Below are 19,652 nucleotides of genomic sequence, written 5' to 3' on the forward strand. Positions count from 1 at the left end.
GGGCCACACCACACCGGGGGAGGCGCCCGTTAGAGTCCACCTCATGAAGAAGTTCGAGTACTTCACCGCACCGCTGCTGGTCCACTCGACCAAGGAGATCCTGGACAACTTCGGCCAGGACGGCTGGGAGTTGGTCCAGGTCGTCCCGGGCCTGAACCCGGAGAACCTGGTCGCCTACTTCAAGCGGGAGATCGAGGACAAATGAGCCACCCCGAGGAGAAGCTGACCGAGCTCGGCCTCAAGCTGCCCGACGTGGCCAAGCCGGTGGCGGCGTACGTGCCGGCCGTTCGGACCGGCAACCTCGTCTACACCTCCGGCCAGCTGCCGCTGCGTGACGGCACGCTGATCGCCACCGGCAAGGTCGGCGGCGAGGTGAGCGCCGAGGTCGCGAGCGACTGCGCCCAGCAGTGCGCTCTGAACGCGCTGGCCGCGGTCAAGGCGCAGATCGGTGACCTGACCAACGTGGCCCGCGTCGTCAAGGTGGTCGCGTTCATCGCCTCAACGCCCGACTTCACCGGTCAGCCGCAGGTCGCCAACGGTGCGTCCGAGCTCATCGGCCAGGTCTTCGGCGAGGCCGGCCAGCACGCGCGGAGCGCCGTCGGCGTGCCGGTGCTGCCGCTGGACGCGCCGGTCGAGGTCGAGCTGATCGTCGAGGTCGCCTGACGGCTCGGCATGGTCCGCGATCTGGATTCTGAACTGCTGTCCGGACGGATGGCGGAGGCTGCCCTCGCCTACGTCCGTGAGGCCCGTACGCCGGTCGACCCGCGGCCGGCGTCGACGGTGATCCTGCTGCGCGACACTGCCGCCGGACCGGAGGTCTACCTCCTCCGGCGGCAGCAGTCGATGGCGTTCGCGGCCGGGATGACCGTCTTCCCCGGCGGGCGGGTCGATCCGACCGACTCCACCGTCGCCGACTCGTGGTCCGGTCCGCCGCCGGAGTGGTTCGCGGCCCGGATGGGGTGCTCAGCCGAAGCCGCGGCTGCCTTTGTCGCGGCCGCTGTACGCGAGACGTTCGAGGAGTCCGGCGTACTCCTAGCTGGGCCGTCGAGTGAGTCGGTCGTCGACGACACCACCGGCGACGGCTGGGAGGCCGACCGGGTCGCGCTGGAGTCGCGCGAGCTGGGGTTCGCCGACTTCCTGCACCGGCGCGGGCTGGTGCTGCGGGCTGATCTGCTCGGCGCGTGGGCGCACTGGATCACCCCCGAGTTCGAGCCACGGCGGTACGACACCCGCTTCTTCGTCGCAGCACTCCCGATCGGCCAGATCACCCGGGACGTGACAAGCGAGTCCGACCAGGTCGCCTGGATGCGCCCGGCCGACGCCGTCGCCGCGGTGCACGCGGGTGAGCTGCTGATGCTGCCTCCGACGTACGTCTGCTGCCGGGACCTCACGCCGTACGACGACGTGGCGACGATCCTGGCCGCGGCAGGTGACCGCGAGATCCGGCCGGTGCTGCCCGCCGTACGCGTCGAGGGCGACCAGGCCTATTTGGAGACCACATGACAGTCGAGCAGGTGACGCCGTACGCCGCCCGCGTGCTGGCCGCGAACCCGGGACCGATGACGCTGGACGGCACCAACACGTGGATCCTGCGAGCGCCTGACGCGGATCGGTCTGTCGTGGTCGATCCCGGTCCGCTGCTGGAGGAGCACCTGCAGGCTGTGCTCGATGCCGCCGGCGACGTGGCCGTCGTACTGCTCACTCACAAACACCCGGACCACTCCGAGGGCGCGGCCTGGTTCGCGAACCGGGCGAACTGCGGGGTGCGCTCGGTCGATCCTGCGTTCCGGATCCCCACCGACCACGCGCACGGCCTCGCTGAAGGCGACGTGATCACGGCCGGCGGCCTCCGCATCGAGGTTCTCCCGACGCCCGGCCACACGCTCGACTCGGTCTGCTTCTGGCTCCCGCAAGACGGCTCACTCCTCACCGGAGACACCGTCCTGGGCCGCGGCACCTCCGTCGTGGCCCACCCAGACGGTGCCCTAGGCCCCTATCTCGACTCCCTCGAGCGCCTCCGCGCCTTCGCGAACTCCCCAGCCGACGTAGACCGCCTACTCCCCGGCCACGGCCCAGTCATCGACGACCCCACGGCCGTCCTCACCTACTACCTGGACCACCGCCACGAACGCCTGGACCAGGTCCGCGCGGCGATAGCCGCAGGCCACACCACCCCAGCAGCAGTCGTCGAACACGTCTACACCGACGTAGACCGCAGCCTATGGCCCGCAGCCGAGCGCTCAGTCCGCGCCCAACTGGACTATTTGAACGGATAACCCTTCGCGTCGTGGGTTCTCCCCTCGTATAAGAGCAGAGAACCCACAACTGGAGTGGATATCCCCTCGCGGGGTTATCCACAGATCTGGGCGATGCACGCCACACGAAGGCGCGTTGGCCGACGCTTGACGGGTGAACGCGATGCTCAGGCTGATCGCCGCGCAGCAGGGCGGCGTCTTCAGTCGCCGGCAAGCCCTGGACAGCGGCTGCACACCCGACCAGATCGTCCGCTACCTGGCCGAAGGCCGCTGGGAGCGGATCCGGCGTGGCCAGTACGCCGAACCGGTGGACCTGTCGGCCACGAGGTCCTGGGACCGGGTGCGGTGGGAGCATCGCCGCCGGCTGCATGCTGTGATGAATTGCCTGCGAGCCGGCTCGGTTGCCGTGAGCCATCAGTCGGCTCTCGTGCTCCATGGCCTACCGCTGTGGGGACTGGATCTCAGCCGAGTCCATGTCAACAGCCTGGACGGGCAGTCCGGTGGCCTCGTGGCCGGCGTACAGCATCACCTCGGGAAGCTGACGGATGCAGATCTGACGGAGGTCGAGGGCCGCTTGGTCACCACCGTTCCTCGCGCGATGGTCGAATCGGCCTGTACGACGTCCTTCGAGGTGGGTGTCGTGAGCATCGACGCAGCCCTGCGTGAGCACGACATCGGCGACGAAGCCGTTCAGAACCTGCTGCGGGTATCCGAGTTCTGGCCCGGTGGTCCAACCGCGCGGGCGGCGCTGCGGTTCGGCAACAGGCTCTCCGAGTCGGTCGGTGAGTCGCGACTGCGTGTCCTGCTGCGCGAGCACGGACTCCCCGAGCCCTCGCTGCAGGCAGAATTCCACGACGCCGATGGATTCGTTGGCCGGGTCGACTTCCATTTCCCCGAGTACGACACGGTGGTGGAGTTCGACGGTCAACTGAAGTACGACGGTGCGGGGTCCGGCGTGCTGATCCGGGAGAAGCGCCGGGAGGACCGGCTGCGGGCGCTCGGCCTCCACGTCGTACGAACCGACTGGTCGGACCTCAGCCGTCCTGCACACCTGATGGCGACGGTCCGGCAAGCGCTCACCCGCGAGAAGCGCGCCGCCTAAGGCCACCCGACGTACGCGGGGATATCCACGTACCAGGAGATATCCCCGCGACCTGCGGGTTCTCCCCTCGCATACGAGCAGAGGACCCACAGCTCGGCGGGATATCCCCTCGCGTGGTCGGGGCTCTGAACGGTTAGCGGGCTCGGCGTTGGAGGCGGTCTACGTCGAGGAGTACGACGGAGCGGGGCTCCAGGCGGACCCAGCCTCGGGAGGCGAAGTCGGCGAGGGCCTTGTTGACGGTCTCGCGGGAGGCGCCGACGAGTTGGGCCAGTTCCTCCTGGGTGAGGTCGTGGTGGACGTGTACGCCGTCGTCGGCGGTGCGTCCGAAGCGGCTGGCCAGGTCGAGCAGGGCCTTCGCGACCCGGCCCGGTACGTCGGAGAACACCAGGTCGGCGACCACGTCGGAGACCTTGCGCAGCCGGGAGGCCAGCTGGAGCAGCAGGCCGCGGGCAACCTCGGGGCGGCCGGCCAGCCACCGCAGCAGCTCGTCGTGGGTCAGCGACATCAGTGAGGCGTCAGTGACCGCGGTGACCGTCGCAGAGCGCGGTCCCGGGTCGAACAGGGACAGCTCGCCGAACATCTGACCCGGGCCGAGGACCGCGATCAGGTTCTCCCGGCCGTCGGCCGAGGTCCGGCCCAGCTTGACCTTGCCCTCGACGACCACGAACAGCCTGTCGCCGGAGTCGCCCTCGTGGAACAGCACCTGGCCGCGGCGCAGCCGGTTCTCGGTCATCGAGGCGGCCAGGGCGTCGGCCGCCTCGTCGTCGAGCTGACTGAACAGCGGTGCCTGTCGGAGCACTGCGGCATCCACTTTGGGCCTCCTAGGACCTTCGACCACGACTTGCGGGTGGGGGTTCGACCCCGCCCGGCACCGGGTCGTGCACACCCGGTTGCCCCAAAACCGTAGCCCCTCGGGTGTCGGACCCGCCACGTAGGCTGTCCTGCATGCCATCCCCGCGTGTCGCGGCTCCGGTCCCAGGGCCGCTGCCGACAGTACCTCTGAAGCTGCCTCGCAAGGCGCCGGTCTTCGTCGACGAGACGCACACCCAGCTGGTCCGCCGGGCCCGGAAGATGCACAAGGTGCTCACCGAGACGTATCCGGACGCTCACTGCGAGCTGGACTTCACCACCCCGCTCGAGTTGCTGGTGGCCACCATCCTGTCGGCCCAGACCACCGACGTACTGGTGAACAAGGTGACCCCGGGCCTGTTCGCGAAGTACCCGAACGCCCAGGCCTATGCGGAGGCGGACCGGGAGGAGCTGGAGGCGATCCTCAAGCCGACCGGCTTCTTCCGGGCCAAGACCAACAGCGTGATGAAGCTCGGCCAGGCCCTGGTCGACGACTACGACGGCGTCGTACCGAACAAGCTGTCCGAGCTGGTGAAGCTGCCCGGCACCGGCCGCAAGACGGCGAACGTGGTGCTCGGCAACGCTTTCAACATCCCCGGGATCACCGTCGACACCCACTTCGGCCGATTGGTACGCCGGTTCGGCTGGACCACCGAGCAGGACCCGGTCAAGGTCGAGCACATCATCGGCGACCTGTTCCCGAAGAAGGACTGGACGATGCTCTCGCACCGGCTGATCTTCCACGGCCGCCGTCGTTGCCACGCCAAGAAGCCGGCCTGTGGCGCCTGCCCGGTGGCCCAGTGGTGCCCGTCGTACGGCACCGGCCCGACCAACCCCGAGGCCGCGGCGAAGCTGGTGAAGGTCCCGGCATGAGAGTGCGTACGACGCTGTGGGCGGTCGGCTGGCTTGTCGCCGGACTGCTCCTGGCGTCGTGTGGATCCGACCAGTCGAGCGCGACCGATTCGGCCACCCGGCCGGCGGTCGCCGGCGCCGACAAGCTGGCGGCCTGCCCGTCGACCGAGTCGAAACCGCCGGTCAGCAACGGACTTCCGGACGTCAGCCTGCCCTGCCTGGGCAGCGGGCCCGACATCAGGCTCGCGGACCTCCGCGGCCCGCTCGTCATCAACGTCTGGGCCCAGTGGTGCACTCCGTGCCGCGAAGAAGCGCCGTACCTGTCGGATCTGGCGAGGCGCGCGACCGGCAAGGTGCAGCTGCTCGGGATCGACTACGACGATCCGCGGGCCGAGCTGGCGGTGAAGTTCGCCGCCGATCACCAGCTCAGCTATCCGCACCTGGTCGATGCGGACAAGCATCTGCGCGGGCCGTTCAAGATCGGCGGGCCACCGATCAGCGTCTTCGTCGACTCCGACGGCGCGATCGCCTACGTCCACCACGGCCCCTTCACCTCCCAGCAGCAGCTGGATGACCTGCTGCTGGAGAAGCTGGGGGTCACGCTGTGACGTTCGACGGTGTGGAGATCCCGGACTGGCTGCAGCCGCTGGCGAAGGCGTCCGAGGAGGTCGACCCGAAGCTGTTGTCCCGCTTCCTGCCGCCGGACGATCCGTCCGTGCGGCAGTCCGCCGTTCTGATCTTGCTTGCCGATGGCAACGACGGGCCGGAGGTGCTGCTGACCGAGCGGGCCTGGACGTTGCGCCGGCACGCCGGGCAGATGGCGTTCCCGGGTGGCGGCGTCGATCCGGAGGACGGCACCGGTGACGAGGGTCTGGTGCGGACCGCCTTGCGGGAGGCTGAGGAGGAGACCGGCCTGGACCCGGCCGGCGTCGTGCCGTTCGCGATCTGGCCCGCGCTCTGGGTGCCGGTGAGCAACTTCGGGGTGTCGCCGGTGCTTGCCTGGTGGCGGGAGCCGTCGCCGGTCGCAGTGGTCGACCCGGCCGAGGTCGCGTCAGTGCACACCGTGCCCGTCAGCGCGCTGGTCGATCCGGCGAACCGGATCAGCTGCCTGCACCCGTCCGGATTCACCGGGCCGGCGTTCACCGTCGGCGATCTCTACATCTGGGGTTTCACCGCCGGGCTGCTGGACAAATTGCTGGTGCTGGGAGGCTGGGCGCGCGACTGGGACCCCTCGGTCGTCGTACCGTTGCCCGACCGACTGGTCGAAGCGGCCTGGCGGAGTGAGGGTCGACGACCGGAGGACGTGCGGCGGCTGACCGCCATCGAGCACGACCTCGGCCGGCCGGACGGTGACGAGTCGGAAGGTGTGGAGTGAGCAAGCTCGACTACGCGCTGCTGATCATCACCGCGCTGGTGGCGATCTCGGGGTACATCGAGGGATTCGTCCTCGGTGCCTGCGCCACGATCGGCCTGCTCGCCGGTGCCGCGGTCGGCGTCTGGGGCGTACCGCGGGTGCTGGACAACTTCTCGCCGAGCGTCTCGGTCTCGTTCGCCGCGCTGGTGCTGGTCGTCGTGCTCGCGTCGATCGGGCGGACGATAGGTGCGCTCCTGGGGTCCAGACTCAGAAACAAGATGACCTGGCGGCCGGTCAAGGCCGTCGATGCGCTCGGTGGTGCCGCGCTGGCGGCGGTGTCGGTGCTGATCGTCTCGTGGGTGCTCGGTGTCGCGGTGAGCGGCGCGCGGATCCCGAGCGTGACGTCCGCCGTCCGCGGCTCGCAGGTCCTGGCGAAGGTCGACCAGGTGCTGCCGAGCCGCGCCGACCAGGCTCTGCAGGCGTTCAACGACGTCGTCAACACCGACCTGTTCCCGCGCTTCCTCGACCCGTTCGTGCCGGAGCGGATCCGCGAGACACAACCGCCGGACTCCGCGATCGCCCGGCAGCCGCAGGTCCGGCAGGCCTACACCCGGATCGCCAAGGTCACCGGGGTCGCGAGTTGCTCGCGCGGCCTCGAGGGCAGCGGGTTCGTGTACGCGCCGCAGCGGGTGATGACCAACGCACACGTCGTCGCCGGTGTCGGGTCGCCGCAGGTCGAGGTGAACGGGAAGTCGTACGAGGCGACCGTCGTACTGTTCGACCCCGAGGTCGACATCGCGGTGCTGTACGTGCCCAAGCTGGACATGGCGCCGCTGAACTTCGACCTGAACGGCAAGGCGGACGACCCGGCGGTCGTGCTCGGCTACCCGGAGAACGGCCCGTTCGACTCCGAGCCGGCCCGGATCCGGTCCGAGGAGCGGCTCCGCGGTCCGGACATCTACGGCGACCGCACGGTCACCCGGCAGGCCTTCTCGATCTGGGCCTCGGTCCGGCCGGGCAACTCCGGCGGCCCGCTGCTGTCGTCCAAGGGCACCGTGTACGGCGTGGTGTTCGCGGCATCGGTCGAGGACAACCGGACCGGCTACGTCCTGACCGCCGAACAGGTCGCCGACGACGCCCGAGACGGCGCCAACGCCACCCAGGAAGTCTCCACCCAAACCTGCACTTGAAGTGTCCTGGGTCGGAAGTTCGACGGCGCGTCAACCGCTCGGGTGCGGGGGCGCTCCTGGAACTCACCGGGCGGCAGGCGTCCGTCCGGTGCTCGACCCCCGGAGGGACGCCAGCCAGTCCACGAGTTGGGTGTTGAACAGGTCCGGCGCTTCCTCGTGCGGGAAGTGGCCCGACGGGGTGAGCAGATCGTGGCGCAGCGGTGCCGTGATCAGGCGCGGAGGGGTGACAGCCGTCGGCGACACCGCCGCGTCCTGTGCCCCATAGATCTGCAGCACGGGCACGGCGATCGGCGTACGCATCCTGGCCGAGTACTTGCGACCGTCAGGGCGCAGCCGCGACCGGACGAACCAGCGGTGGTACTCGAGTGCACAGTGCGGTGCCGGCCAGACCTGCAAGGCGGCGCGATAGCGGCGGGACGCCTCGGCGTCCGGGAAGCTGCCGCCAGGCGCCGCCCACGCGCGGAGGAGCTGTTCGATGTGCATGCCGTCCTGGGCGAGCAGGCGACGCTCGGGCAGGATCGGCAGCTGGAACCACGCGGTGCGCGTCAACGCCTTCGGCTGACCGGACCGGGCCAGCAACAGCGGGTGTGGTGCCGAGACCGCGGCCAGCGCCCGGACCTGACGCGGCGCGAGTACGGCGGCCGACCAGCCGATGAAGCCACCCCAGCCGTGACCGACAACGACGGCATCGGTGGAACCCAGCGAGCGGATCACACCGGAGACATCAGCGGCAGCGGTGTAGGGGTCGTAACCGCGTGGGGTCTTGTCGCTGGCGCCGTACCCACGCAGGTCCATCGCGACGGCGCGGTAGCCGGCCGCGGCAACTACCGGGAGCTGATGACGCCAGGCCCACCAGAACTCGGGAAAGCCGTGCAGGAACAGGACCAGTGGATCGTCGGCCGCTCCACACTCGGCGACGTGGAACCGTGCTCCGTTGGCCGCCACCAGCGAGTGCGACCATGGCCCGTCGACCAGCAGGTCGACGACTCCCGCCGGACTCAGCGCCGTCCGCCGGGCTCAGGACGGGCGGTGGGGAGGTTCGCCTCGTCGCCCTTGCCGATCGCCTTGAGTGCCTCGACCGACTCCTTCGACGTCTGGATCGTGCGCTCCGGACCCTTCGCGCTGCCGAGGGACCGCCTGCCGATCAGCACCAGCACGGCGGCGATCACCAGGTAGATCCCGGCGGTGACCAGGAAGGCGAGCGCCGGGTGCAGGCCGAGCGCGTTGAACGCGTACGCCAACGCGATGGACAGCAGGACGATCGCCAGCAGCGCCAGGAAGGCCGCGCCGGCGAACAGGCCCGCGCCGGTGCCGGCCTTGACCGCGGACTTCTTCAGCTCGGTCTTCGCCAGCTCGATCTCACCGCGGACCAGGTTGGACAGGTCCTTGCTGGCGTTCGCGACGAGCTGGCCGACCGTGGGCTCGTCCCCGTTCTGCCCCATCGACATGGCACTCCTTCCACCGGTCCGTGGCCCCGACACTACCGCCGCCGTTACCCAACCCCATGCATCTGGCGGAGCCCGGCTCAGTCGGCGTACGCGCGGTTGCGGCGGAACAGCAACCCCGCGGCGATCAGGGCGGACAACACCGAGGCGACCAGTACGGCGGCCTTGGCCCGTTCGACCTGCGCGATGTCGTCGCCGAATGCCAGCCCGGCGATCAGCAGAGCGACGGTGAACCCGATGCCGGCCAGCACCGACACCGCACCGACGTCCCGCCAGGACAGGTCGGAGTTCAGCTCGGCCCGGGTGAAGCGAGCGGTCATCCACGACCCGCCGAACACGCCGATCATCTTGCCGAACAGCAGCCCGGCGACCACCCCGATCGCGACCGGATCGGTGAGCAGCTCGCGGACGGCGTTCCCGCTCAACGTCACCCCGGCGGCGAACAGCGCGAACACCGGTACGGCGACACCCGCGGACCACGGGCGGAGCCGGTGCTCGATCCGCTCGGCGGGCGCATGCTCCTCACCCGGATCGGGGACGACGCGCGTGACCAGGCCGAGTGCGACGCCGGCGATCGTTGCGTGGATCCCCGACTCGTGCATGAACCACCAGGCCCCGACCGCGATCGGGACGTACAGGAACGGCGTACGGACGCGGCGACGCTGGAGCACATACCAGACCGCGATCAGAGCAGCCGAGGCGAGCAGCGAGAGCAGGTGGAAACCGTGCGAGAAGAACACGGCGATCACCAGGATGGCGCCGAAGTCGTCCACCACCGCAAGCGTGAGCAGGAAGGCTCGCAGTGCGCTCGGCAGCGACGAGCCGACGATCGCCAGTACGGCGAGCGCGAACGCGATATCCGTTGCCGTCGGCACCGCCCAGCCGTGCGGCCGTCCGTCTTCGGCGGTCAGGTTGATCGCGAGGTAGATGATTGCCGGGAGCACCATTCCGGCCAGCGCCGCGGCCACCGGAACCACCGCCTCGCTGACCCGCGACAGCGTGCCGACCACGAACTCACGCTTCAGCTCGACGCCGGCCAGATAGAAGAACAGCGTGAGAGCCCCGTCAGAGGCCCAGGCCTCGACGGTGAGCGGACCGAGGTCGAATTCGAGCAGCTGATGGTAGGCGTCCTGCCAGGGAGAGTTGGCCCAGACCAGGGCGATCACGGCCGCGCCGAGCAGCAGCAGCCCACCCGTCGTCTCGGCACGGAGCGTGTCGGCCAGGAAAGCACGTTCTCGTCCCAGGATCCTGGGAAAAGCGCGCTTCTTCTGCCGGATCCGCGGAGTCTGGCTCATGCTCGAGGCCCTTTGTTTCGGGGTCGTTCGGACGCTGCCGACCAGACTTCCCGGCACACCGTGAAATCGAGTCGCCGGGTCCGTCGGCCGGCGAATCCGACCCCTGATTCTAACTGTTGGTGTTTGCCTCGGTAGGTGGATTGGGGCAGGGTTGGCACCGGTGCGCCGGGAAGTCTGGTCGGCAGACCCGTGTCCACGCCGGGCGCGGGCTGGTCGCCGTTGCCCCGGGAGGTCGAGTGCGCACTGCCCGTCAGAGCCGTGTGAGAGACGTCACTGCGCACCGTGCTCCCGGCGTACGCTGCAAGCGTGCACGGAGAGCAGATGGCCGAGGACTTCCCGGTGGTCAGTCTGGACGACGACGCCCGGCATGCGGTCGAGCTGCTGGCCCGCCGGCGACTGCCAGGCCTGATCGTGACACGGCCCGACGGCAGCCCGTACGCCGTCCTCCCGGCCTCGCAGGTGGTGCGTTTCCTGGTGCCGAGCTACGTCCAGGACGACCCGTCGCTGGCCCGGGTGATCGACGAGCCGCTGGCGGACCGGGTCGCGGACAAGCTGGCCGGGGTGCCGGTGCGCAGGCTGCTGCCGGACGAACCGCGGGAGATCCCCGTGGTCAATCACGACGACACGATCCTCGAGATCGCCGCGATCATGGCCCGTCTGCGCTGTCCGCTGGTCGCCGTCGTCCGCGATCGCCACATCATCGGCGCGATCACCGCGTCCCGCCTGCTCGAGCTGGCCATCACCCCGCACTGACCCGTCCCGGTCGGCCGGGGCTCTGGTCGTACGCCGGGACGCCGCGATGACGGTGATCGCGATCGTGGTGTTCGTCGTCGCGTACGTGCTGATCGCGACCGAGTGGACGCACCGACTGCTGGCCACGCTCGGCGGCGCCGGCGTCCTGCTCGCGCTCGGTGTGACGGACTCCGACCACGCGTTCTACTCGCCCGACACCGGGATCGACTGGGACGTCGTCTTCCTGCTGTTCGGGATGATGGTGATCGTCGGCATCCTGCGCCGGACCGGTGTGTTCGAGTACGTCGCGATCTGGGCGGCGAAACGGGCCAAGGGCTCGCCGCTGCGGGTGATGATCCTGCTGACCCTGATCACCGCGACCGCGTCCGCCTTCCTCGACAACGTGACCACGGTGCTGCTGATCGCGCCGGTCACGCTGCTGGTCTGCGACCGGCTCGGCATCGATCCGGTCCCGTTCCTGATCGCCGAGGTGATGGCGTCGAACATCGGCGGCGCCGCGACCCTGATCGGTGATCCGCCGAACATCATCATCGCGAGCCGCTCGGGGCTGACCTTCAACGACTTCCTGATCCACATGACGCCGCTGGTGGTGATCGAGTTGGTCGTGTTCACGCTCGTGCTGCCCTGGCTGTTCAAGGGATCCTTCGCGGTCGACCCGGAGCGGGTCGGTGACGTGCTGCGGTTGAACGAGCGCGAGGCGATCGAGGACCGGGCCCTGCTGCTGAAGAGCGGTGCGGTCCTGCTGCTGGTCTTCGTCGGCTTCGTGGGGCACTCGCTGTTCCACATCGAGCCGTCCGTGGTCGCGCTGCTCGGCGCCGGTGTACTGGTGCTGATCTCGAAGGTCCCGACGCGGTACTACATGGCGAGCGTCGAGTGGCAGACGCTGCTGTTCTTCGCCGGTCTGTTCGTGATGGTGGGTGCGCTGGTGAAGACCGGCGTGATCTCGGATCTGGCCGGATGGCTCGGCTCGGCAACCCAAGGGCACACCCTGCTCACGACGATGCTGGTCCTGGTCGTCTCCGCGGTGCTGTCCGGCATCATCGACAACATTCCATACGTCGCGACCATGAGTCCGGTCGTGCTCCAGCTCACCCACGGCGTCGCCGATCCGGCGCAGGCGAACGCACTGTGGTGGGCGCTCGCGATCGGCGCCGACTTCGGCGGGAATGCCACCGCGGTGGGGGCGAGCGCGAACGTCGTCGTGATCGGACTGGCGCTGCGGGCCGGCCATCCGATCAGCTTCTGGGACTTCACCCGCAAGGGCCTGGTGATCACCGCGATCACTATCGCCGTCGCGGCGCCGTACCTCTGGCTGCGCTACTTCGCCTTCGCCTGAAGGGCATCCGCGAGCCCTTCGAAGTCCGCTACCGCGAGGTCGGGTGGGAGGAAGGCCTTCGGGTACGGCGTCCTGCGCCGGTCGATGTAGTACCCCTGCAACCCGGCTCGCCGGGCACCGTCGACGTCCCACGGATGCACCGCGGCAAGGCCCATCCGTTCGACGGGTACGCCGCACACCTCGGCGGCGTACCGATAGGCGTCCGGGTGTGGTTTCCAGCGCTGCGGTGCGCTGACGTCCAGCCGATGCTCGAGCAGTGGCAGGATCCCGCCGTCGGCGAACATCCGCTCGGACATCGCCACCGAACCGTTGGTCAGCGTGACAATCCGCAGGCCACGCTCGTGCAGCCGCCGCAGCGCGGGCTCCACATCGGGATGCAAGGCGAGCCGGGTGAATCCGGACAGTACGCCGTCGATCCGCTCCCCGGTCGGCTCGATGCCGGCGTCGGCCAACTGCGCCGCCAGCACGTCACCTCCGATCGCGCGGAAATCCGCGTACGCCCCGGCCGCGGTCAGCGCGAAGCCGTCCCGCAGCGTGGCAGCGAACCACGCGTCCAGGCTGTGCGCGGGCAGTCCAGCCGCGACGAACCTGTCCCGAAGCGGCTCCAGATCGGACAGCGTCTCGTTGACGTCGAGCAGCAGTACGTCGATCATCATCGCGTCCAGACGCGGGGATCGGGGCCCTTCGGGACGATGCCGGTCGGGTCGAGGTTTTCGTGGGTCAGGTAGTAATGGCGCTTGATCTGGTCGAAGTCGACCGTGTCGCCGAAGGCCGGGAGTTGGTACAGGCGGCGGGCGTACGCCCAGAGGTTGGGGAACTCGATCAGCTTGTTGCGGTTGGCCTTGAAGTGACCGTGATAGACCGCATCGAAGCGGACCAGCGTGGTGAACAGCCGGATGTCGACCTCGCGCAGCGTGTCGCCGAGCAGGTACGGCCGATCCGCCAGCCGCTGCTCGAGTACGTCGAGCCGTGCGAACAGAGCGTCGTACGCCGCCTCGTACGCCTCCTGCGTGCTCGCGAAGCCGCAGCGGTAGACGCCGTTGTTCACGTCCCGGTAGATGTCCTCGATCAGCTCGTCCATCTCGGCGCGGTCCGCGGGGATCAGTTGCGGCGCACCCTCGCGATGGTGGTCGGGCCACTCGGTCGACAGGTCGAGCGTGATCTGCGGGTAGTCGTTGGTGACGACGAGCCCGGTGACGGTGTCGATGATCGACGGCACCGTGACGCGACCCTCGTACGTCGGGTCGGTCCGCCGGTACGCGTCGGCCAGGAACTCGATACCGAGCACCGGATCACGCCCGTCCGGATCGAGAGTGAACCGCCAGCCGCGCTCATCCCGGATCGGGTCGACGATCGCCAGGCTGATCGCATCCTCGAGGCCGAGCAGCTTGCGCACGATCACCGACCGGTGCGCCCACGGACACGCCAGGCTGACCACCAGCCGGTACCTACCCGGCTCGACCGGCCAGCGATCCTGCTCGTCGGGACCCTCGCCCGGACCGGCGGTGGAATCGCGTGCGATCCGGCCGGTGAATCGGTTGCCCTGGCGCTTCCATTCGCCGGGTACTGAGCTTTCCTTCACGAACTGTGCGGGGCTCATAACGGTAAAACTACCCCCCGCCGGCCGAATCGCCCGGGCGCGGACGCTCACTGGCCGTGAGCCGGTAACTGACGTTACAGTCTGGCTGACAAGGTCGTCCGGGACAGCGCTGTCGCGGTCGGCCGGAGCAACTCGAACGATCAGGACCACGACCGCGGCACGCGCCCCCCGGCAACCGGTTTGCCGGGCACATTCGCAGGGATACTGAGCTCATGGCCCGCCCACGGAACAACCCCGGCGATCTCGCCGAACTCCCCACGGAGCTTCGGACCGATCGCCCGAAGGGTGACCAGATTCGCGAGATTCTGGAGAAACTCACCCGCTCGCTCGCCGTCGGTACGGTACTGCCGTCCGAGCGCGTGCTGGCGGAGCGGTTCGGCGTGGCCCGGATGACGGTGCGCCAGGAAGTCGACCGGGTGGTGGCCGAAGGTCTGGCCGCCCGTCGTCCCGGCGGCGGCACCTTCGTTGCCGAGCCGCGGCCGACGCGGATCCTCGCGTCGTCGTTCAGCCAGGACATGATCGACCGCGGCATCACGCCTGGCGCCAAGGTGCTCGAGCATCGCGTCGGCGCGGCCGACGAGGATCTGGCCCGCGAGCTGGAGGAGCCGGTCGGCACTCCGGTGCTGCACCTGGTCCGGCTGCGGACCGCGGACGGCGAGCCGATGGCCGTCGAGCGCACGGCCCTGTCGTTGCGGCGGTGGCCTGGCCTCGACGAGGTCGACTTCGCCGAGAAGTCGCTGTACGGCGAGCTGTCGTCCCGCTGGGGTGTCGCGCTCGGGATGGTGTCCGCGTCGATCGTCGCGGCCCCACCGGACCCGATCGACGCCCAGTTGCTCGAGATCGACTCGACCACGCCGTGCCTGATCATCACCTCGGCCCCGCGGACCGCGAACGACCAGGTGATCGAATTCGGCCGCTCGGTCTACCGCTCGGACCGCTACGACATCACGGTGGCCTACCGCGCCACCTGATCGAGCTCGAGGTAGGTCTCGACCTCTTTGAGGATCACGTCCATCGGCTTCGTCGCGTCCACCTGTAGATATCCCTGCGCCGGCCGCTTCGTCGCCTGCAGCCACCCTCGAAACGCCTGCTCGCCGGTCGCGTCGGCCTCGCCCAGATCGACCGGCGGCACGCTGACGCCGCGACGCTGACTTCGGATCGGCGTTCGCGCTCTCAGCCGATGGTCGATCACCGCGAGATCGTCCGTACAGGATTCCACGTACTTGTAGGCGATACCTCGCTCGTCGGCGATCTCCCGACCAGTCGCGACGATTTCGTCGTACTGGCACGGGCTGTCGATCACCACGCTGAACCCCTGATCCATGAAGCTTCGAGTCAACGCGTACATGACTGGGTAGGCGGCCCTGCCGCTCGCTTCGCCCGGCACGCCGCCATCCAGTACGGCGCTCCTGATGACATCGAGATCCACGACGATCGCGCCGTACCGGGCCCCGACGTGTCGCGCGATCGTGGATTTGCCGGACCCGGGAACGCCCGACATCTGCAGGAGAAACCGCCTGGCGTCGCTCATGGTCTGCTAGACGTTCTGACTGCGGAGGATGTTCGGGGTCTGGCCGGCGGCGGTGAGCTTGGTGACGATTTCCACGGTCAGCGCCTGCGCGAGCATCGCGCCGACCATCGTCGAGGTGGCGCCGGTCCGTTCCGGGCTGCCTGGTATTTCGATCAGCGCGTCCCCGGGGATGCCGCCGTTGTCGATCACCACGTCCGCGGTCTCGAACAGCCGTTGACCGCCCGGCGCTCGCGACGTCGTCGACGTACTGTGGGCCATCGACGTGAGCGCGATCACCAGCGCACCACGCTTCCGCACTCCGAGCGCGAACTCCACCGGTACGGCGTTCCGCCCCGAGTTCGACGCGATCAGTACGACATCACCCGCGGCGATCTCGTTGATCTCCAGCAGCACGTCGGCCAGCCCGGGAAGCCGCTCGAGCAGCGAACTCTTCTGCAACCCCTCGTGCAGCATCAGCCCCGGCTCGAGCACCGCCCGAACATCGGCCAGCCCGCCGGCCCGCCCGTACACCTCCTCGGCGATCAGGTGGCTGTGCCCGGTCCCGAACACCCAGAACACCCGCCCCGCGAGCATCGCCTCGACCACCAGACCGGCCGCGACCCGAATCGCCCCGACCTGCGTCTCCGCCGCCCGCCGCGCGACATCCAACGCCTTCTCCATGTACTCCTCAGCCCCGGCCATGCCGCCGAACCTACCGGGTCGTCAACACCCCGACGAGCACTCCGACTAGACCATCACACCGATCACCTGCCGATGGTGCGCCGGTTGGTCCACCTCGTCCACCAGCGCGATCGCGAGGTCGGCGTACGAGATCCGTGCGGCGGCATCGGCCGGCGCGACGCGGTAGCTCCCGGCGCGCCTCGGGTCCTCGTGGGCGAAGTCGCCGGCCGGCGCGACGGACACCCAGTCGAGCGCGGATCCCGCGAAGGTGTCGACCGCCGCCTGATGTGCGAGGAAGAAGGCCCGATACTCCCGCGGGTAGCCGGGGGTGTCCATCAGCAGGGTCCCGTCGGCGGTGGGCAGGATCGACGCGAGCCCGACCGCGAGTTCGGCGAGCCGCTCCCGCGTCCGTCACGTCGCTGCCCACCAGACCACCGTCCGCCGTCCGCGCGACCGCCGTCACTTCGTGCCCGCGCCGCCGAGCCTCGTCCACCGCGGCACGCCCGGCCCGGCCACGAGCCCCGATGACAAGAATCTTGCTCACCGCAACCTCCTCTGATCGTCCGAAGGTCCTGACCCAGTCGCTGCGGACGCTGGAGCGCGACGGCTTCGTCCGGCGGACGGAGTACGACGAGCCGGTCCGACGGGTGACGTACGAGCTCACGGATCTCGGCAGGAATCTGCTCGGGCCGATCCAGGCCGTGTGTGAGTGGACCGCGGAGCACTGGGACGAGCTACTGGACGCCCGGGAGTCGTAGGACCGGCCAACGTTAGACTCCGGGCTGTGGACGAACAGACGCCGAGCGTGTTGTTGCAGACGCCCAGTTGGTTGCTGACCCAGAGCGCGGCGCACGCGCAGCGGATCGTGACGGAGACCTTCGCGACGGCCGGGGCGCGCGGGTACCACTTCCGCCTGCTCGCGACGCTGGTCGAGTTCGGCCCGGCCAGTCAGGCGACGCTCGGCCGGCACACCGGGATCGACCGCAGCGACGTGGTTGCCGCCCTCAACGAACTGGTCGACGACGGGTACGTCGAGCGCACCCCGGACCCCGCCGACGGTCGCCGCAACATCATCACCATCACCGCCTCGGGCCGCCGCCAGCACAAGCGGCTGACCACGCTGGTCGCGAAGGCCCAGGACGAGATCTTCGCCGCGCTGTCCCCGACGGACCGCAAACGCCTGACCACCCTGCTCGCCCGCGTCCTGTCCCACCACCAGTGACCCACCGCTGCCAGTGACGCACCGCCCTTGCCCGACCGCCCGGCCGGGAATCCGCTGCCGTCCGGCCCGGAATTGGTCCTGTTCGGCGCAGATCGGGGACTGCTTGGCGATACACCGGTTCCGCGCCGGGGTGTGCGGTTGGTAGAAAGGTAACCGGGCGCTCCAGCGCGCCGAAGCCAGCGAGGAGGAGTCGTCGTCGTGACGAATGCAGAGTCACCCCAGTCCGAGGCACTGTCGAACCTGATGCACGAGGAGCGCAGGTTCGAGCCGCCCGCGGACCTGGCCGCCAACGCGAACGTCAAGGCCGATGCCTACGACCGCGCCGCCGCCGACTTCGAGGGGTTCTGGGCCGAGCAGGCCAAGCGCCTGACCTGGGCCACCGAGCCGACCGAGACGCTGGACTGGAGCAACGCGCCGTTCGCGAAGTGGTACGCCGACGGCAAGCTGAACGCGGCGTACAACTGTGTCGACCGGCACGTCGAGAACGGTCTCGGCGACAAGGTCGCGTACTACTTCGAGGGTGAGCCCGGCGACACCCGGGAGATCACCTACGCCCAGCTCAAGGACGAGGTCAGCAAGGCCGCCAACGCGCTGCTCGAGCTGAACGTCCAGCCCGGCGACATCGTCGCCATCTACATGCCGATGATCCCCGAGACCGTGGTCGCGATGCTGGCCTGCGCCCGGATCGGTGCCCCGCACACGGTGATCTTCGGCGGCTTCTCCGCCGAGGCGCTGAAGGACCGGATCCTGGACTGCGACGCGCGCGTCGTGATCACCTCCGACGGCGGCTACCGCCGGGGCGCACCGGCGGCGCTGAAGCCCGCGGTGGACGCCGCGCTGGTGGACTGCCCCGACGTACGCAACGTGCTCGTGGTGAAGCGGACCGGCCAGGACACCGCCATGGTCGAGAACCGCGACCTGTGGTGGGAGGACTTCGTCGGCAAGCAGTCCGCGGACCACACACCTGAGGCTTTCGACGCGGAGCACCCGCTCTACGTGATGTACACCTCCGGCAGCACGGGCAAGCCGAAGGGCATCCTGCACACGACCGGCGGCTACCTGGTCGGTACGTCGTACACGCAGTGGGGCGTCTTCGACCTCAAGCCGGACACCGACGTGTACTGGACCGCGGCCGACATCGGCTGGGTCACCGGCCACAGCTACATCGTGTACGGCGCCCTCGCGAACGCGACCACGTCCGTCCTGTACGAAGGCACCCCGGACACCCCGCACCAGGGCCGCTGGTGGGAGATCGTCCAGAAGTACAAGGTCTCGATCCTGTACTGTGCCCCGACCGCGATCCGCACGTTCATGAAGTGGGGCGCGGACATCCCGGCGAAGTTCGACCTGTCCACGCTGCGGGTGATCGGGTCGGTCGGTGAGCCGATCAACCCGGAGGCCTACATCTGGTACCGCGAGAACATCGGCGGCAGCAAGGCTCCGGTCGTCGACACCTGGTGGCAGACCGAGACCGGCATGCACATGATCTCGCCGCTGCCGGGCGTGACCGCGGGCAAGCCCGGCGCCGCGATGAAGGCGATCCCGGGCGTGAGCGTCGACGTCGTCGACGACGCGGGCAAGTCGGTCCCCGACGGCTCCGGCGGCTACCTGATCATCAACAAGCCCTGGCCGGCCATGCTGCGCACCCTGTGGGGCGACGACGAGCGTTTCAAGGAGACCTACTGGTCCCGCTTCCCCGGCGTCTACTTCGCCGGTGACGGCGCCAAGAAGGACGAGGACGGCGACATCTGGCTCCTCGGCCGCGTCGACGACGTCATGAACGTCTCCGGCCACCGCCTGTCCACCACCGAGATCGAGTCCGCCCTGGTCTCCCACCCGAAGGTCGCCGAAGCCGCGGTCGTCGGCGCCTCCGACCCGACCACCGGCCAGGCGATCGCCGCCTTCGTGATCCTTCGCTCGGAGGCCGGCGACGGTGGACCGGACGTCGTCCAGGAACTCCGCAACCACGTCGCCAAGGAAATCGGCCCGATCGCCAAGCCCCGCCAGATCATGGTCGTCGCCGAACTCCCCAAGACCCGCTCCGGCAAGATCATGCGCCGCCTCCTCCGCGACGTTGCCGAAAACCGCGAGGTAGGCGACGTCACCACCCTCGCCGACTCCACCGTCATGGACCTCATCAAGACCAACCTGGAATCCGGCAAATCCGACGAAGACTGACCTCCTATCGGCTCAGCCCGTACGACGCGA

The 19,652-nt window shown here is 69.1% G+C and carries 24 protein-coding genes; 15 read left to right on the forward strand and 9 right to left on the reverse strand.

Annotation, left to right across the window (positions count from 1 at the left end; all coding sequences use genetic code 11):
• Positions 1 to 43: 43 nt before the first annotated feature.
• From E0H73_RS46025 to E0H73_RS27245, 5 genes are all read left to right on the forward strand, one after another.
• The gene (locus E0H73_RS46025; RefSeq protein ID WP_165553378.1) at positions 44 to 205 is read left to right on the forward strand and encodes a Sp36 family protein; all 162 of its coding nucleotides are present in this window, start codon (positions 44 to 46) and stop codon (positions 203 to 205) included.
• On the forward strand, positions 202 to 663 hold the full coding sequence (locus E0H73_RS27230; protein ID WP_131361430.1) for a RidA family protein: 462 nt from the start codon (positions 202 to 204) through the stop codon (positions 661 to 663). Before E0H73_RS46025 ends, E0H73_RS27230 begins: the two co-directional genes overlap by 4 nt.
• Before the next feature lie 9 nt (positions 664 to 672).
• Positions 673 to 1,503 carry an NUDIX hydrolase gene (locus tag E0H73_RS27235; protein ID WP_131361431.1) on the forward strand — a complete coding sequence of 277 codons (831 nt, stop codon included), beginning with the start codon at positions 673 to 675 and terminating at the stop codon, positions 1,501 to 1,503.
• Positions 1,500 to 2,276, forward strand: a complete 777-nt coding sequence (locus E0H73_RS27240) for an MBL fold metallo-hydrolase (protein WP_131361432.1) — start codon at positions 1,500 to 1,502, stop codon at positions 2,274 to 2,276. Before E0H73_RS27235 ends, E0H73_RS27240 begins: the two co-directional genes overlap by 4 nt.
• Before the next feature lie 142 nt (positions 2,277 to 2,418).
• Positions 2,419 to 3,357 carry a type IV toxin-antitoxin system AbiEi family antitoxin domain-containing protein gene (locus E0H73_RS27245; RefSeq protein ID WP_238164343.1) on the forward strand — a complete coding sequence of 313 codons (939 nt, stop codon included), beginning with the start codon at positions 2,419 to 2,421 and terminating at the stop codon, positions 3,355 to 3,357.
• Positions 3,358 to 3,490: 133 nt separating this feature from the next.
• On the opposite strand, the gene E0H73_RS27250 is transcribed toward E0H73_RS27245, so the two are convergent.
• Positions 3,491 to 4,168, reverse strand: a complete 678-nt coding sequence (locus E0H73_RS27250; RefSeq protein ID WP_131361434.1) for a Crp/Fnr family transcriptional regulator — start codon at positions 4,166 to 4,168, stop codon at positions 3,491 to 3,493.
• A gap of 134 nt (positions 4,169 to 4,302) precedes the next feature.
• Between E0H73_RS27250 and nth the strand changes: the two genes are divergently transcribed.
• From nth to E0H73_RS27270, 4 genes are read left to right on the forward strand one after another with little or no spacing between them, the layout of a single operon-like run.
• Positions 4,303 to 5,079 carry an endonuclease III gene (nth, locus tag E0H73_RS27255; protein WP_131361435.1) on the forward strand — a complete coding sequence of 259 codons (777 nt, stop codon included), beginning with the start codon at positions 4,303 to 4,305 and terminating at the stop codon, positions 5,077 to 5,079.
• Complete coding sequence (locus E0H73_RS27260) at positions 5,076 to 5,666, forward strand: TlpA family protein disulfide reductase (RefSeq protein ID WP_131361436.1); 591 nt, start codon at positions 5,076 to 5,078, stop codon at positions 5,664 to 5,666. The genes nth and E0H73_RS27260 overlap by 4 nt, the downstream gene beginning before the upstream one ends.
• Entirely contained in the window at positions 5,663 to 6,433 is a 771-nt protein-coding gene (locus E0H73_RS27265) for an NUDIX hydrolase (protein ID WP_131361437.1), read from the forward strand. Before E0H73_RS27260 ends, E0H73_RS27265 begins: the two co-directional genes overlap by 4 nt.
• Complete coding sequence (locus tag E0H73_RS27270) at positions 6,430 to 7,602, forward strand: MarP family serine protease (protein ID WP_131361438.1); 1,173 nt, start codon at positions 6,430 to 6,432, stop codon at positions 7,600 to 7,602. The genes E0H73_RS27265 and E0H73_RS27270 overlap by 4 nt, the downstream gene beginning before the upstream one ends.
• A gap of 63 nt (positions 7,603 to 7,665) precedes the next feature.
• Here the strand turns inward: E0H73_RS27270 and E0H73_RS27275 are convergent, their stop codons facing one another.
• The 3 genes from E0H73_RS27275 to nhaA form a co-directional block, all read right to left on the reverse strand.
• Positions 7,666 to 8,547, reverse strand: coding sequence for an alpha/beta fold hydrolase (locus E0H73_RS27275; RefSeq protein WP_131361439.1), 882 nt, complete (start codon positions 8,545 to 8,547; stop codon positions 7,666 to 7,668).
• A gap of 53 nt (positions 8,548 to 8,600) precedes the next feature.
• Positions 8,601 to 9,044 (reverse strand): phage holin family protein, encoded by a 444-nt coding sequence (locus E0H73_RS27280; protein WP_238164287.1) that lies wholly within the window; start codon positions 9,042 to 9,044, stop codon positions 8,601 to 8,603.
• An 83-nt stretch (positions 9,045 to 9,127) separates the two neighbouring features.
• A complete protein-coding gene (gene nhaA, locus E0H73_RS27285) occupies positions 9,128 to 10,342 on the reverse strand; it encodes a Na+/H+ antiporter NhaA (protein WP_131361441.1) in 1,215 nt (404 codons plus the stop codon).
• 306 nt (positions 10,343 to 10,648) lie between these two features.
• On the opposite strand from nhaA, the gene E0H73_RS27290 reads away from it, so the two are divergent.
• Positions 10,649 to 11,095 carry a CBS domain-containing protein gene (locus E0H73_RS27290; RefSeq protein ID WP_238164288.1) on the forward strand — a complete coding sequence of 149 codons (447 nt, stop codon included), beginning with the start codon at positions 10,649 to 10,651 and terminating at the stop codon, positions 11,093 to 11,095.
• 46 nt (positions 11,096 to 11,141) lie between these two features.
• Positions 11,142 to 12,431, forward strand: a complete 1,290-nt coding sequence (locus E0H73_RS27295) for an ArsB/NhaD family transporter (protein WP_131361442.1) — start codon at positions 11,142 to 11,144, stop codon at positions 12,429 to 12,431.
• Here the strand turns inward: E0H73_RS27295 and E0H73_RS27300 are convergent.
• Together E0H73_RS27300 and E0H73_RS27305 are read right to left on the reverse strand one after the other, a co-directional pair.
• Entirely contained in the window at positions 12,413 to 13,084 is a 672-nt protein-coding gene (locus tag E0H73_RS27300; RefSeq protein WP_238164289.1) for a haloacid dehalogenase type II, read from the reverse strand. The genes E0H73_RS27295 and E0H73_RS27300 overlap by 19 nt on opposite strands.
• Positions 13,084 to 14,031, reverse strand: coding sequence for a glutathione S-transferase family protein (locus E0H73_RS27305; RefSeq protein ID WP_131361444.1), 948 nt, complete (start codon positions 14,029 to 14,031; stop codon positions 13,084 to 13,086). Before E0H73_RS27305 ends, E0H73_RS27300 begins: the two co-directional genes overlap by 1 nt.
• 212 nt (positions 14,032 to 14,243) lie before the next feature.
• Between E0H73_RS27305 and E0H73_RS27310 the strand changes: the two genes are divergently transcribed.
• The gene (locus E0H73_RS27310) at positions 14,244 to 15,002 is read left to right on the forward strand and encodes a GntR family transcriptional regulator (protein WP_131361445.1); all 759 of its coding nucleotides are present in this window, start codon (positions 14,244 to 14,246) and stop codon (positions 15,000 to 15,002) included.
• On the opposite strand, the gene E0H73_RS27315 is transcribed toward E0H73_RS27310, so the two are convergent.
• From E0H73_RS27315 to E0H73_RS47380, 3 genes are read right to left on the reverse strand one after another with little or no spacing between them, the layout of a single operon-like run.
• Positions 14,987 to 15,562 carry a P-loop nucleotide/nucleoside kinase family protein gene (locus E0H73_RS27315; protein WP_131361446.1) on the reverse strand — a complete coding sequence of 192 codons (576 nt, stop codon included), beginning with the start codon at positions 15,560 to 15,562 and terminating at the stop codon, positions 14,987 to 14,989. The genes E0H73_RS27310 and E0H73_RS27315 overlap by 16 nt on opposite strands.
• Positions 15,563 to 15,568: 6 nt before the next feature.
• Positions 15,569 to 16,243: a sugar isomerase domain-containing protein gene (locus E0H73_RS27320; protein WP_131361447.1), complete on the reverse strand. Its 675-nt coding sequence runs from the start codon at positions 16,241 to 16,243 to the stop codon at positions 15,569 to 15,571.
• Between the two features lie 45 nt (positions 16,244 to 16,288).
• Positions 16,289 to 16,558, reverse strand: coding sequence for an NAD(P)-dependent oxidoreductase (locus E0H73_RS47380; RefSeq protein WP_238164290.1), 270 nt, complete (start codon positions 16,556 to 16,558; stop codon positions 16,289 to 16,291).
• Between the two features lie 188 nt (positions 16,559 to 16,746).
• Here E0H73_RS47380 and E0H73_RS27330 point away from each other — a divergent pair, with 188 nt between their 5' ends.
• The 3 genes from E0H73_RS27330 (at position 16,747) to acs (ending at position 19,622) form a co-directional block, all read left to right on the forward strand.
• A complete protein-coding gene (locus tag E0H73_RS27330) occupies positions 16,747 to 16,980 on the forward strand; it encodes a winged helix-turn-helix transcriptional regulator (RefSeq protein ID WP_131361448.1) in 234 nt (77 codons plus the stop codon).
• Positions 16,981 to 17,006: 26 nt separating this feature from the next.
• The gene (locus tag E0H73_RS27335; RefSeq protein WP_131361449.1) at positions 17,007 to 17,444 is read left to right on the forward strand and encodes a MarR family winged helix-turn-helix transcriptional regulator; all 438 of its coding nucleotides are present in this window, start codon (positions 17,007 to 17,009) and stop codon (positions 17,442 to 17,444) included.
• A 243-nt stretch (positions 17,445 to 17,687) separates the two neighbouring features.
• The gene (acs, locus tag E0H73_RS27340; RefSeq protein WP_131361714.1) at positions 17,688 to 19,622 is read left to right on the forward strand and encodes an acetate--CoA ligase; all 1,935 of its coding nucleotides are present in this window, start codon (positions 17,688 to 17,690) and stop codon (positions 19,620 to 19,622) included.
• The last annotated feature ends 30 nt before the right edge of the window (positions 19,623 to 19,652 follow it).

The sequence above is a fragment of the Kribbella pittospori genome (assembly GCF_004331465.1).
Lineage (GTDB): Bacteria > Actinomycetota > Actinomycetes > Propionibacteriales > Kribbellaceae > Kribbella > Kribbella pittospori.